This is a genomic window from Methylobacterium sp. WL116 (assembly GCF_008039455.1).
In the GTDB taxonomy this organism is placed as follows: domain Bacteria; phylum Pseudomonadota; class Alphaproteobacteria; order Rhizobiales; family Beijerinckiaceae; genus Methylobacterium.
The window spans coordinates 1-11,326 of the sequence record NZ_VRUV01000104.1 but is presented as its reverse complement, the minus strand read 5'-3'; the positions used below and the strand labels follow the sequence as shown (position 1 = coordinate 11,326).

General features: G+C 70.8%; 13 protein-coding genes and 1 pseudogene. 6 read left to right on the top strand and 8 right to left on the bottom strand.

Translation table 11 applies throughout. The features are described from left to right. The 6 genes and pseudogenes from FV223_RS31255 to FV223_RS10560 form a co-directional block, all read right to left on the bottom strand. Nucleotides 1-308: pseudogene (locus tag FV223_RS31255) on the bottom strand (hypothetical protein); the annotation flags it as partial. 140 nt (nt 309-448) lie between these two features. Next, nucleotides 449-1,471, bottom strand: coding sequence for an Hsp33 family molecular chaperone (locus FV223_RS10580; protein ID WP_147727009.1), 1,023 nt, complete (start codon nt 1,469-1,471; stop codon nt 449-451). A gap of 64 nt (nt 1,472-1,535) precedes the next feature. After that, a complete protein-coding gene (locus tag FV223_RS10575; protein WP_147727008.1) occupies nt 1,536-2,024 on the bottom strand; it encodes a GNAT family N-acetyltransferase in 489 nt (162 codons plus the stop codon). Beyond that, nucleotides 2,021-2,317, bottom strand: coding sequence for a DUF1778 domain-containing protein (locus FV223_RS10570; protein ID WP_147727007.1), 297 nt, complete (start codon nt 2,315-2,317; stop codon nt 2,021-2,023). Before FV223_RS10570 ends, FV223_RS10575 begins: the two co-directional genes overlap by 4 nt. Before the next feature lie 128 nt (nt 2,318-2,445). Beyond that, on the bottom strand, nt 2,446-3,420 hold the full coding sequence (gene argF, locus FV223_RS10565) for an ornithine carbamoyltransferase (RefSeq protein ID WP_147727006.1): 975 nt from the start codon (nt 3,418-3,420) through the stop codon (nt 2,446-2,448). 58 nt (nt 3,421-3,478) lie between these two features. Next, nucleotides 3,479-4,672 carry an aspartate aminotransferase family protein gene (locus FV223_RS10560; RefSeq protein ID WP_147727005.1) on the bottom strand — a complete coding sequence of 398 codons (1,194 nt, stop codon included), beginning with the start codon at nt 4,670-4,672 and terminating at the stop codon, nt 3,479-3,481. Between the two features lie 302 nt (nt 4,673-4,974). On the opposite strand from FV223_RS10560, the gene FV223_RS10555 reads away from it, so the two are divergent. Together FV223_RS10555 and FV223_RS10550 are read left to right on the top strand one after the other, a co-directional pair. Beyond that, the gene (locus FV223_RS10555) at nt 4,975-5,448 is read left to right on the top strand and encodes a RidA family protein (RefSeq protein ID WP_147727004.1); all 474 of its coding nucleotides are present in this window, start codon (nt 4,975-4,977) and stop codon (nt 5,446-5,448) included. Further along, on the top strand, nt 5,448-6,206 hold the full coding sequence (locus tag FV223_RS10550) for a glycerophosphodiester phosphodiesterase family protein (RefSeq protein ID WP_147727003.1): 759 nt from the start codon (nt 5,448-5,450) through the stop codon (nt 6,204-6,206). The genes FV223_RS10555 and FV223_RS10550 overlap by 1 nt, the downstream gene beginning before the upstream one ends. Nucleotides 6,207-6,247: 41 nt before the next feature. On the opposite strand, the gene FV223_RS10545 is transcribed toward FV223_RS10550, so the two are convergent. Further along, a complete protein-coding gene (locus FV223_RS10545; RefSeq protein ID WP_147727002.1) occupies nt 6,248-6,568 on the bottom strand; it encodes a hypothetical protein in 321 nt (106 codons plus the stop codon). 230 nt (nt 6,569-6,798) lie between these two features. Between FV223_RS10545 and FV223_RS10540 the strand changes: the two genes are divergently transcribed. The 4 genes from FV223_RS10540 (at nt 6,799) to FV223_RS10525 (ending at nt 10,301) form a co-directional block, all read left to right on the top strand. After that, complete coding sequence (locus FV223_RS10540) at nt 6,799-8,025, top strand: GNAT family N-acetyltransferase (RefSeq protein WP_147727001.1); 1,227 nt, start codon at nt 6,799-6,801, stop codon at nt 8,023-8,025. Nucleotides 8,026-8,030: 5 nt separating this feature from the next. After that, entirely contained in the window at nt 8,031-9,194 is a 1,164-nt protein-coding gene (locus tag FV223_RS10535; protein ID WP_147727000.1) for a M20 aminoacylase family protein, read from the top strand. Further along, the gene (locus FV223_RS10530; RefSeq protein WP_147726999.1) at nt 9,191-9,673 is read left to right on the top strand and encodes a glutathione peroxidase; all 483 of its coding nucleotides are present in this window, start codon (nt 9,191-9,193) and stop codon (nt 9,671-9,673) included. Before FV223_RS10535 ends, FV223_RS10530 begins: the two co-directional genes overlap by 4 nt. A 148-nt stretch (nt 9,674-9,821) precedes the next feature. Beyond that, on the top strand, nt 9,822-10,301 hold the full coding sequence (locus FV223_RS10525; RefSeq protein WP_147726998.1) for an Lrp/AsnC ligand binding domain-containing protein: 480 nt from the start codon (nt 9,822-9,824) through the stop codon (nt 10,299-10,301). A 106-nt stretch (nt 10,302-10,407) separates the two neighbouring features. Here FV223_RS10525 and FV223_RS10520 read toward each other — a convergent pair whose 3' ends face one another. Continuing rightward, nucleotides 10,408-10,974, bottom strand: a complete 567-nt coding sequence (locus FV223_RS10520; RefSeq protein ID WP_147726997.1) for a DNA-3-methyladenine glycosylase — start codon at nt 10,972-10,974, stop codon at nt 10,408-10,410. Nucleotides 10,975-11,326: the final 352 nt, after the last annotated feature.

Sequence of the window (11,326 nt, the reverse complement as noted above, 5' to 3'; positions counted from 1 at the left end):
GCTCCTCCACGATCGGCTCCTGCACGATCGGCGCCCTGGCGATCGGACCGCCCGGCCTGCAGGCCGCTCTCGCGGCCGCCGGTTCCGTTCCCCGCGGTCGTGTTCCGGGCCTCGCCCCGCGTGTCCGACATCCGGCCGCCGGACGACGCGCCCGATGCGCGGTCGCTGCCCGGCCGTCCGCCGGTCGCGTCCGTCGAACCTGTATTCGCGCGGCCCGGCCCGGCGCCGGCCGCGTTTCCGGCCGCGCCCTGGGCGTAGACCGACGTGCTGAGCAGCAGGGCTGCGAGCCCGATGGCGATCCTTTTCATGATGCTTCCTCCGACGTTCTTGGAAGCATCGAAACGCCGAAGGTTCGAAAACCGTTTCACGCCTCGAAACTGATTTTTATGAACTGAAGTTCAGTCTATCGCTCGATCAAGCTTGGCCGTCGTCGCGTCGGCGCGGCGTTCTATTGCTTCGGCGTGCCGCCCACTTCCGCCTCGACCTCCGCCGGGTCGAGGTCGTAGCGGCGCGAGCAGAACTCGCAGGTGATGACGACGCGGCCGTCGTCGGCCACCATCTCGCGGCGCTCCTCGGGCGAGAACGAGCGGATCATGCCCATCACCCGCTCGCGCGAGCAGCGGCACTGCTCGTGCACCGCTTGCGCCTCGAACACCCGCACGCCGCGCTCGTGGAACAGCCGGTAGAGCAGCCGCTCGCTCGAGACCGCCGGGTCGACGAGCTCGTGGTCCTCGACCGTGCCGACCAGGGCGCGCGCCTCGACCCAGGCGTCGTCCTCTTGGGTGCCGTTCTCGTCGAGGTGGACGCGGCCCTCCGGGATGTCGCCCGGCGGCAGGTCGGCCAGGCGGGCCCGGTCGATCGACTGCGGCAGGAACTGGACCAGCAGCCCGCCGGCGCGCCAGCGGCTCTGCCCGTCCTCGAAGGCTTCGGCCACGGCGAGGCGCACCTGCGTCGGGATCTGCTCGGACTGGCGGAAATACTGGTGCGCCGCCTCCTCCAGGCTCTGTCCCTCCAGCGCGACGACGCCCTGGTAGCGGCTCGCGGCCGAGCCCTGGTCGATGGTCATGGCCAGGTGCCCCTGCCCGATCAACTCGGCGGCCTTGTGCGGACCGGTGCCCAGAGCCGCGATCGCCTCCGCCTCGAAGCGGGCGGTGGCGCGCAGGCGGTCGGGCGCCTCGAAGTCGACAACGATCATCCCGACCGGGCCGTCGGTCTTGGTTTGGAGCTGGAACCGGCCCTCGAACTTCAGGGACGAGCCGAGGAGCACGGTGAGCGCCGCCGCCTCGCCGAGCAGGCGCGCCACCGCATCCGGGTAGCCGTGCCGCCGCAGGATCGTGTCGACGGACGGCCCGAGCCGGACGACGCGCCCGCGCACGTCGAGCGCCTCGACGGAGAACGGCAGCACGCAGTCGTCGGCGCCGTCGTGACCGTTGCCTTCGTTGATCGGGGTGGTGTCGTGTCCGGCGGTCATGGTGCTCAATTCGATCCTGGAAGCAATTGGCCTGGAAACGTTCGGCTTGGAAGCGTTCGGGTCGTCATCGTCTGTCTGTCAGCGCGCCGATCGGCAGGAACAGGGTGCGCGAGTTGTCCGGGAACGCGAGGAATTCCGCCCGGCTGCGGTAGAATGTCAGCGCCTGGTCGTCGAGCGCGTGGATCAGGACGGCGCCGATGCCGATCACCTCGGCGGCATTGGCGATCCGGCGCAGTGCATCGGCCAGGAGGTCGGCACCGAGCCCACGCCCGGCCCAACGCCGATCCACGGCCAGCCGACCCAGAATCGAGACCGGGATCGGCTCCGGCGCGTTGCGTCGAATCCGTCCCGGAGCATCCGCCCGGGCGACCGTTCCCGCGGAGATGCAGTAATAACCCACCACCGTGCCGTCCGCACAGATCACATAGGTCCGGGCGAACCGGCCCTCGCTGCGGCGTGCTTGCCGCTTCAGCCAATCGTCGAGCACCGGCTTGCCGCACGAGAACCCATCGAGGCCGTGCTCCGGACCCAGCGGAACCGGCGGGCCGATCATCGCTCCCAGGCCGGCTTCCTCTCCATGAGCGCGCTCAGCCTCGGTCTCGCAACCGGCGGCGCGTCGAGGGCCGCGACGAACGCGGCATGCCGCGCGTCGTCCAGGACGAACAGGCGCTGATCGAGCAGCACGTCGATGGCGTGATGACGCGCGGTGTCGATCATGAACTCGGTCCGCGTCTTGCCGAGCACCGATGCGGCGTCATCGATCAGGTCCCGCGTCTCGGCCTCGACGCGTAGGTTGATCGTCGTCCCGCGCCGCACCGGGACGTTGCTCAGCCCATCGATGCTCACGGCGACAGCCTCTCACAACCGGGTCGGGATCGGTATCTCACGCCGTGAACGTATACACGATGTTCATACGGTCAAGGCCCGCGGACCTCACGGGTCCTGCGTCCGAACGGCCTCGGCGATCCGTCCGCTCAGAGCCCGTTCGCCCGCAGGCACCACGCCAAAATGCCCTTCTGGGCGTGGAGGCGGTTCTCCGCCTCGTCGAATACCACCGATTGCGGGCCGTCCATCACCTCGGCGGTGACCTCCTCGCCGCGATGGGCCGGCAGGCAGTGCATGAACACCGCGTCCTTGGCGGCGGCGCGCATCAGCTCGGCGTTCACCTGGTAGGGGTTGAGCAGGTTGTGGCGGTGGCTCTCGTCCTCGTCGCCCATCGAGACCCAGCAATCGGTCACGACCGCGTCGGCCCCCTCGACGGCGGCGAACGCGTCGGTGGTGACGTTGACGCGGGCGCCCTCGGCGCGCGCCCAGGCCATCAGCGCGGGCGGGGGCGCCAGCTCGGGCGGGCAGGCGACGTTGAGGGTGAAGTCGAAGCGTGCGGCCGCGTGCGCCCAGCTCGTCAGCACGTTGTTGGCGTCGCCCGACCACGCCACTGTGCGGCCCTTGATCGGCCCGCGATGCTCCTCGAAGGTCAGCACGTCGGCCATGATCTGGCACGGATGCGACAGCTTGGTCAGCGCGTTGATCACCGGCACCGTGGCGTTCTCGGCCAGCTCGAGCATCAGCGCGTGATCGAGGATGCGGATCATGATCGCGTCGACGAAGCGGGAGAGCACCTGCGCGGTGTCGCCGATGGTCTCGCCGCGGCCGAGCTGCATCTCGGAGCCGGTCAGCATCAGCGTCTCGCCGCCGAGCTCGCGCATCGCCACGTCGAACGAGACGCGGGTGCGGGTCGAGGGCCGGTCGAACACCATCGCGAGGTTCTTGCCGGCGAGCGGGCGCTCCACGGCGACCTCGCCCTTGCGGCGGCGCGCCTTGATCGCGGCCGCCGCGTCGAGCACCCGGCGCAGGTCGGCGCCGGAGAAGTCCGACAGGTCGAGGAAGTGGCGGGGCGCGCTCGCGCCGGCCGTCTGGCCGCTGCTCTGGCCGTTCGCTGGGGCAGTCATCTCAACACATCATGTCCGGGTTCGGTCGGCGGCTCCGCCTTCGGGAGCCGAGGAAGGATCACTCGGCGGCGCCGCGCATCGCGCCGTCGAACGCGGCGGCGGTGGCTTCGAGGCGCGCGACGGCCTCGGTCACGTCGGCCTCGGTGACGATCAGCGGCGGCAGCAGGCGCACCACGTTGTCGCCCGCCGGGATCACCAGCAGGTGCTCGGCCCGCGCGGCGGCCGCGAACGCGGTGTTGGGCACGCCGAGCTTGAGCCCGAGCATCAGGCCGTCGCCGCGGATCGCCGTGACGACGTGGGGATAGCGGTCGCGAAGGGCCCCGAGCTTCTGCGTCAGAACCCGCGCGACCTGCCGGACGTGATCGAGGAAACCGTCGGCCAGCACCACGTCGAGCACGGCGTTGCCGACCGCCATCGCGAGCGGGTTGCCGCCGAAGGTGGTGCCGTGGCTGCCGGTGACCATGCCGCGGGCGGCCTCGTGCGTCGCCAGGCACACGCCCATCGGGAAGCCGCCGCCGATGCCCTTGGCCGCGCTCATGATGTCCGGGGCGATGCCCGACCACTCGTGGGCGAACAGCCGCCCGGTGCGGCCGACGCCGGTCTGGACCTCGTCCATGATCAGCATCAGGCCGTGCTTGTCGCAGAGCTCGCGCAGGCCCCGCAGGCATTGCGGCGGCACTGGCCGGACGCCGCCCTCCCCCTGGATCGGCTCGATCATCACGGCCGCCGTCTCCGGGCCGATCGCGGCGCGCAGCGCGGCATGGTCGCCGAAGGGTACCTGGTCGAACCCGTCGACCTTCGGGCCGAAGCCCTCGATGTACTTCTGCTGGCCGCCGGCGGCCAGCGTCGCCAGCGTGCGCCCGTGGAACGCGCCCTCGAAAGTGACGATGCGGTAGCGCTCGGGGTGGCCGCCCGCGGCATGGTACTTCCGCGCCATCTTGATCGCGGCCTCGTTGGCCTCGGCGCCCGAGTTGCAGAAGAAGGCGACGTCGGCGAAGCTCGCGTCGACGAGGCGCTGCCCGAAGCGCTCGCCGTCGGGAATCTCGAACAGGTTCGAGGTGTGCCAGAGCTTCTGCGCCTGGGTGGTCAGGGCCTCGACGAGGTGCGGGTGGGCGTGGCCCAGCGCGTTCACCGCGATGCCGGCGCCGAAATCGAGGTATCGCTCGCCCCCGCGCGCCACCAGCCATGCGCCCTCGCCACGCTCGAAGGCGATGGGGGCCCGGGCATAGGTCGGCAGAAGGGCGGATGTCACGATCCCGTCTCCGTGTCGGCGTGCCGGGCGACGACCCAGCGTTGAAGGTTGCGTGCAGGACGTGTGCCCTGCGTGCAAAAACGAAAGTGCCGCCTCGTCACCGGGGCGGCACGCGCGCGATTACTATGAAACGAGGCCGCGCTGTCAATGATGGGGCCGGCCTTCGTGCCGGACATGCCTGCAAAACAGGCGTCGTTTGCCGGCTTGCCTACGACATGCCTCGCACGGGCCGCTTGCGCGGCAGGTGCTGCCCGTGCTCCAGAACCCGCGCATCGCCGACGACGAACCAGAGGAATCGCTCCATGAGCACGGTCAAGGAACGCCTCGAGAGCCTCGGGCTCGCCCTGCCGAAGGCGGCGGCCCCGGTCGCGAACTACGTGCCGTTCGTGCGGACCGGCAACCTCGTGGTGATCTCGGGCCAGATCTGCTTCGGGGCGGACGGCAAGCTCGGGCCGGCGCATGTCGGCAAGCTCGGCGCCGAGGTCTTGGCGGAGGACGGCATCGCCGCGGCCAAGCTCTGCGCGCTCAACGTGCTGGCTCAGGTCGAGGCGGCGGTGGGCGACCTCGAGCGCGGGGTGGTGCAATGCGTCCGCCTCGGGGGCTTCATCAACTGCGTGCCGAGCTTCGCCGGTCTCGCCGGCATCATGAACGGCGCCTCCGACCTGATGGTCGCGGTGCTGGGCGACCGCGGCCGCCATGCCCGCTCCACGGTCGGCGTCGCCGAGCTGCCGCTGGACGCCGCCGTCGAGGTCGAGGCGATGTTCGAGGTGCGGTGATGGGCCGGCCCGCCGGGATCTCCTGGCTCGTCGCGCGGCCGATCGCCCATCGCGGCCTGCACGACCGCGCGGCGGGCCGCCCCGAGAATACGGTCGCCGCCGCCCGCGCGGCGATCGCCGGCGGCTACGCCATCGAGTGCGACGTGCAGATCAGCGCCGACGGCGAGGCGATGGTGTTCCACGATGCGGCGCTGGGGCGGCTGACGGGCGTCGCCGACCCCGTCGCCGCGATGCGGGGCGCCGACCTCGCTCGCCTGACGGTCGCGGGCACGGCGGAGACCATCCCGACGCTGCCGGCCTTCCTGTCGGAGATCGCCGGGCGGACGCCGCTCGTGGTCGAGATCAAGTCGTCCTATTCCGGCGACCTCACCCTGACCCGCCGGGTCGCGGACATCCTGTGCGAATACGCCGGGCCGGTGGCGGTGAAATCCTTCGACCCGCAGGTGGTCGCGGCGCTGCGCGGGCTGGTACCCGAGACGATCCCGCGCGGCATCGTCGGCGAGACGAACCAGGACGACCCGGCCTATGCCGGCCTCACCGATTCGGCGCGGCGCCGGCTCTCGGACCTGCTGCACATCGCGGAGACGCGGCCCGGCTTCGTGTCCTGGCGGGTCGACGACCTGCCCTGCGCCGCGACGCATCTCGCCCGCGTGCTCGGCCATCTCCCGGTGATGGCCTGGACGGTGCGCAACCCGGACCAGCGCCGGCTCGCCGAGATGCATGCCGACCAGATGGTGTTCGAGGGGTTTTCGGCCTGATCCGTTCGGTCACGGCAGGGTTCGATCAGGGCAAGGCTCGATCAGGGAGGGGGAAGCAGCCCATCGAGGAAGGCGGCGACCTCACGGCGGTTCCAGGATGCGCCGTTCGTCCAGAAGTCCAGCAGGGCGACGTGGTTGGGTCGCACCCACGCGATGACCTTCGGGGCCGCGGCCCGTGACACGATTGGCGGCAGGAAATCGTCACGGACGCTCGGATTCGGTCCGATCGAGACGATGAGGCACGGTAACGTCCGCCCTGCACGGTCGGGATACCACTTCACCTGGGGGCCGTGCGAGCCGAGGGCCGTCGACGCGAAGATCGTGCCCGGCACATGCGGGTCCGCCTCGTCGAGGTTCGACATCTCGATCGGATGATCCTCGATGAAATCATCCGGCGGCGTCCGCCTTCGGAAGGCGAGCGGGTGGCTGAGGCGCATTGGCTCGACTCTCAGGGGACCGTCGATTCCCATGCGGACCGTTGGAAGGTGGCGAGCGGCTTGGCAAGACCGGAAGACGGCGATGCCCCACGCTGCGACGGCAGGATGCACGCCTCCGCCTTGTCCCCCCTGTCCGGCGGGCTAGATTGTCGTGCATGGAAAAACCGGGTGCTCCGCACGAGCCTGCGACCTCCGAGACCTTGCTCAAGGTCCGCGCGCTCGCCGGCCTGAAGGAGATCGGGGCCGCGGCCTGGGACGCCTGCGCCACGTCGGCCGAGACGCTGGGCTCGGGCGACGAGACCCACAACCCCTTCGTCAGCCACGCCTTCCTCTCGGCCCTCGAGGATTCGGGCTGCGTCTCGCGCCGGACCGGGTGGCTTCCGTTGCACGTCTCGGTGGAGCGCGACGACACGCTGCTCGGGGTCGTGCCGTGCTACCTGAAATCCCACAGCCAGGGCGAATACATCTTCGACCACGGCTGGGCCGACGCCTTCGAGCGCGCCGGCGGGAGCTACTACCCGAAGCTGCAGGTGAGCGTGCCGTTCACCCCCGTCACCGGCCCGCGTTTCCTGATCGCGCCCGGCGCCGACCCGGAGACCGCGACGGCCGCCCTGGTCGCCGGCCTGCGGGCGCTGCGGTCCGAGACCAAGGCCTCCTCGATCCACGTCACCTTCATGCAGGAGCCGGAATGGGAGCGGGCGGGCGCCGCCGGCTTCCTCCAGCGCACCGACCAGCAGTTCCACTGGGAGAACGCCGGCTACGCGGGCTTCGACGACTTCCTCGCGGCGCTCGCCTCGCGCAAGCGCAAGAGCATCAAGCGCGAGCGGCGCGACGCGCTGTCGCCCGGCATCACGGTGGAGCACCTGACCGGGGCCGACCTCACCGAGGCGCATTGGGACGCGTTCTACGAATTCTACACCGACACCGGCGCGCGCAAATGGGGCCGGCCCTACCTCAACCGGCGCTTCTTCTCGCTCCTGTCCGAGCGGATGCCCGAGCGCGTGCTTCTCATCATGGCCAAGCGCGAGGGCCGCTACGTCGCCGGCGCGATCAACCTGATCGGCGACACGGCGCTCTATGGCCGGAACTGGGGCTGCATCGAGGAGCACCCGTTCCTGCATTTCGAGGTCTGCTACTATCAGGCGATCGACTTCGCGATCGCGCGCGGCCTGAAGCGGGTCGAGGCCGGGGCGCAGGGCGAGCACAAGCTCGCACGCGGCTACCGGCCGGTGCTGATGCACTCCGCGCACGACATCGCCGACCCGTCGTTGCGCCGCGCGGTGGCCGACTACTTGCAGCGCGAGCGCGCCCATGTCGAAGCCATGGTCGACGAGCTCGACACCCTGACGCCGTTCCGACGGCCCAGCCCGGAAGAGTCCTGACGCCCATGAGCCCGATCGATCGCATTACGACCTACGCCGACGCGTTGACCGCGCTCCGCCGCGACCTGCACGCCCATCCCGAGATCGGGTTCGAGGAGGTGCGCACCTCGGGCATCGTCGCCGACCTGCTCGAGGGCTTCGGCATCGAGGTCCATCGCAACGTCGGCGGCACCGGCGTCGTCGGCATCCTGAAGGGCCGCAGCGACAACGGCCGTCGCATCGGCCTGCGCGCCGACATGGACGCGCTGCCGATCGCGGAGGAGACCAACCTCCCCTATCGCTCGACCATCCCCGGCAAGATGCACGCCTGCGGGCACGACGGCCACACCACCATGCTCGTCGGCGCCGCCCGGTACCTCGCCGAGACCCGCGACTTCGACGGCACGGCGGTGTTCGTGTTCCAGCCGGCGGAAGAGGGGCTGGGCGGCGCCCGCGCCATGCTCGCCGACGGGCTGTTCGAGCGCTTTCCCTGCGACGAGATCTACGGCCTGCACAACCAGCCGAGCGGCCCGCACGGCATGATCAAGCTGCGCCCCGGCCCGATCATGGCGGCGGCCGACTTCTTCGACATCCACGTGAAGGGCCGCGGCATCCACGCGGCGCAGCCGCACAGCGGCATCGACCCGATCGTCGTCGGCACGGCCCTGGCGCAGGCGCTGCAGTCGATCGTCTCGCGCAACGCCGACCCGCTCAAGTCGATCGTGCTGTCGATCACCCAGTTCAACGCCGGCTCGGCCTACAACGTCATCCCCGACACCGCGCACATGGCCGGCACGATCCGCACCTTCGACCGCGACCTGCGCAAGCTCAGCCACGACCGGATGCGGGAGCTCGCCAAGGGCTACGCCGCGGCCTACGGCGCCGAGATCACGGTCGACATCCAGGACAAGTTCTCGGTGCTGGAGAACGCCCCCGACCAGACCCAGGCCGCGATCGACACCGCGACCGAGCTGTTCGGGCCCGAGCGGGTCGACCTCAATTCCAGCCCGAAGATGGGCAGCGAGGACTTCGCCGACATGGCGATGGCGGTGCCCGGCGCCTATGCCTGGATCGGCGCCTCGACCGGAGCCGGGCTGCACAACCCGGGCTACAATTTCGACGACACGATCATCCCGATCGGGTCCGCGTACTTGGCCCGCCTCGTCGAGCGGCGGACGGCGGCCCGATGACGCTGTTCGACTTCGCGCCGAAGGGCGCCGACGGCGCTCCGCATCCCCTCGCGCAGTACCGCGGCAAGGTCGTGCTCGTCGTCAACACCGCCTCGAAATGCGGGTTCACCCCGCAATACGAGGGGCTGGAGGCCTTGTGGAAGAAGCACCGCGCGGCCGGGCTCGTGGTGCTTGGGTTCCCCTGCAACCAGTTCGGCGCGCAGGAGCCGGGAAACGCCACCGAGATCGCCCAGTTCTGCAGCCTGACCTACGACGTGAGCTTCCCGCTGCTGGCGAAGGTCGAGGTCAACGGGGCGGGCGCCGACCCGGTCTACCGGCATCTCAAGAGCGAGAAGCCCGGCCTCCTCGGCACGGCCGGCATTAAGTGGAACTTCACGAAATTCCTCGTCGGCCGCGACGGCCGGGTGATCGGCCGCTATCCGCCGACCGCCAAGCCCGCGTCGCTCGATCGCGACATCGCGGCCGCCCTCGCCGCCTGAGACGTCGGCGCGCCGCGAACGGTCTCGGCCGTTTGCGGTGGGCGTCAGCCGTCCCGGAAGGTTCTCTCGAAGGGTGGCGCGCGCTTTGCCGCCGTGTTCCCTTGATCGCCGGCATATGGCGCTCGATGGATCGTGAGGCGGCGGGGTCATGAGAGATTCGTCCACCGACGCGGGGCTCGACCGGATCGACCTGAAGATCCTGCGCCTGCTGCAGGCGGACGGGCGGATGGGCAACGCCGAGATCGCCAAGCGCGTGAGCACCAGCGCGGCGACCTGCCATCGCCGGACGCAGCGGCTGTTCGCGGAGGGCTACGTCAAGGCGGTCCGCGCCCAGGTGGCGCCGGACAAGGTCGGCCTCGGCGCGCTGGTGATCGTCGGCGTGGTGCTCGACCGCTCGACGCCGGAGAGCTTCGCGGCCTTCGAGGCGGCGGCCCGCGCCATGCCGACCGTGCTCGACTGCCACCTGGTGGCGGGCGATTTCGACTACTTCCTCAAGATCCGGGTGCGCGACATGGGGGATTTCAACCGCCTGCACAGCAGCACGCTGATCGCGCTGCCCGGCGTGCGCCAGACGCGGACGTTCTTCGTGATGAAGGAGGTCGTCGACAACGCGCCGCTGGCCCTGTGACGCGGAGCGCCGCATGCCGGTCGGGCCGGGGCCTATGAGCGTGGGCCTCCCCTGCCCGCGACCGGGCCGGACCTCCGCTCGCCTTCGGGGTGCGGGGCGCCCGAGGTCAGGCGTCCGTTGCGGCGATGCGCCGTGCGGGGCGGCTGACGTACCGGGATCCGGCGAGCAGGAAACGCCAGGGCGTCTCGGCGCCGCGCGTGATGCCGATGCGCCGGTCGACGACGACGGGCACCGGCCGGCCCCGAGGCGCGAAGCGGAACGGCGGGCCCGCGAGGGAACGACCATCGAGCGCATCGGTGACGCCCAGCGCCTGGCACAGGCGGCCGGGCCCCGCGCACAACAGTCGCGGTTCCGTCGTGGCGCGGCGCGCCTGCATCGCCGCGATGCCCTGCGTGGGCTCGATGGCGCGCAGCAGCACCGCGCTGCCGGGCTCGCACACGAGGTTGAGGCACCAGTGCAGGCCGTAGGAGCGATAGACGTAGGCGTGGCCGGGCGGCCCGAACATGCTGGCATTGCGCTTCGTCGGCCCCCGGAAGCTGTGGGACGCCGGATCGGCGCGGTCGTAGGCCTCGGTCTCGACGACGAGGCCGCCGACCGCCTCGACGAAGAGTCGCGCGCCGATCAGATCCTGCGCGACGGCGGCCGCGGGGCGGTCGAAGAAAGCCTCGAGCATCGATGCGCAATCCTCTGGGGAGCCGCGACGCGCCCGCTGTCGCGGGACACCCCGGCGTCTCGCTCGTCGTCGCCGAGCCGCGATCCGGACCCGACCCCGCCGATCGAGGGGATCCGCGGAGGATCCGCACGCGGCCGTTCATGGTCTGCCGCCTCCGGCCGGTCCCGGCCGGGGGCGCGCGGTCAGGCCGCCGACATCGGCATCCCGGATTCCGGGTGGAACGAGGTGAAGCGATCCTGCGCGTCGAGCGGCACGTCCAGGGTGCAGCGAAGCCCCGAGCGGTCGAACTCGAGCTGCACCGTCCCGCCGAGCTCATGGCCGATGCCGCCGTTGATCAGCCGCGTGCCGTAGC

Bases quoted from the DNA above. Each gene is read 5' to 3' on its own strand.
- FV223_RS10580 (WP_147727009.1), bottom strand. From the start codon at position 1,471: ATGACCGCCGGACACGACACCACCCCGATCAACGAAGGCAACGGTCAC.
- FV223_RS10575 (WP_147727008.1), bottom strand. From the start codon at position 2,024: ATGATCGGCCCGCCGGTTCCGCTGGGTCCGGAGCACGGCCTCGATGGG.
- argF (WP_147727006.1), bottom strand. From the start codon at position 3,420: ATGACTGCCCCAGCGAACGGCCAGAGCAGCGGCCAGACGGCCGGCGCG.
- FV223_RS10555 (WP_147727004.1), top strand. From the start codon at position 4,975: ATGAGCACGGTCAAGGAACGCCTCGAGAGCCTCGGGCTCGCCCTGCCG.
- FV223_RS10550 (WP_147727003.1), top strand. From the start codon at position 5,448: ATGGGCCGGCCCGCCGGGATCTCCTGGCTCGTCGCGCGGCCGATCGCC.
- FV223_RS10545 (WP_147727002.1), bottom strand. From the start codon at position 6,568: ATGTCGAACCTCGACGAGGCGGACCCGCATGTGCCGGGCACGATCTTC.
- FV223_RS10540 (WP_147727001.1), top strand. From the start codon at position 6,799: ATGGAAAAACCGGGTGCTCCGCACGAGCCTGCGACCTCCGAGACCTTG.
- FV223_RS10535 (WP_147727000.1), top strand. From the start codon at position 8,031: ATGAGCCCGATCGATCGCATTACGACCTACGCCGACGCGTTGACCGCG.
- FV223_RS10530 (WP_147726999.1), top strand. From the start codon at position 9,191: ATGACGCTGTTCGACTTCGCGCCGAAGGGCGCCGACGGCGCTCCGCAT.
- FV223_RS10525 (WP_147726998.1), top strand. From the start codon at position 9,822: ATGAGAGATTCGTCCACCGACGCGGGGCTCGACCGGATCGACCTGAAG.
- FV223_RS10520 (WP_147726997.1), bottom strand. From the start codon at position 10,974: ATGCTCGAGGCTTTCTTCGACCGCCCCGCGGCCGCCGTCGCGCAGGAT.